The 603-nt window shown below is 43.4% G+C and carries 2 rRNA genes; both read right to left on the bottom strand.

Going from position 1 to position 603, the window contains the following annotated elements:
* Positions 1–71: ribosomal RNA gene (locus C2M35_RS15290) — 16S ribosomal RNA — on the bottom strand; the annotation flags it as partial.
* Between the two features lie 170 nt (positions 72–241).
* Positions 242–356, bottom strand: a 5S ribosomal RNA gene (rrf, locus tag C2M35_RS15285).
* Positions 357–603 lie beyond the last annotated feature (247 nt).

Here is a 603-nt window from a genome sequence, read left to right as displayed (position 1 = left end):
TACCGCTCGACTTGCATGTGTTAGGCCTGCCGCCAGCGTTCAATCTGAGCCATGATCAAACTCTTCAATTAAAAGTTTTTTTGTTCCCACCCATAAAGAGTGAAGAACGGCGCTCATTGAATTCTGATTTTGATTCTTTCGAATCGAATTGACTGTGCTGAAACAAGTAAACTTGTTTCCGTTGGTCACTCAGGCCAGAAAGCAAAAAACCCGCTCATTGAGCGGGTTTTTCTGAATAGGAGCCTGGTGATGACCTACTTTCACATGGCAAATGCCACACTATCATCGGCGCTGTTCCGTTTCACTGCTGAGTTCGGCATGGGGTCAGGTGGGTCCAGAACGCTATTGTCACCAAGCAAATTGGTTACTAATCGCTGTTGCAATCAGTATTAAATTCGGAAAGCTGGCATGGGGTCAGGTGGGTCCAGAACGCTATTGTCACCAAGCAAATTGGTTACTAATCGCTGTTGCAATCAGTATTAAATTCGGAAAGCTGCTCTTTATTTCAAAGCAATAAGTAATGTGTCTACTTCAGTCTTTAATTTCTAACTTCTAACTTAACAGTCTCACACCATTTTGGTGTTGTATGGTTAAGCCTCACGG

Origin of the sequence: Pseudoalteromonas sp. T1lg76 (assembly GCF_002964725.1) — a bacterium.
In the GTDB taxonomy this organism is placed as follows: domain Bacteria; phylum Pseudomonadota; class Gammaproteobacteria; order Enterobacterales; family Alteromonadaceae; genus Pseudoalteromonas.
The sequence above is the reverse complement of the archived record's forward strand: the minus strand, read 5'-3'. Positions and strand labels throughout refer to the sequence as shown.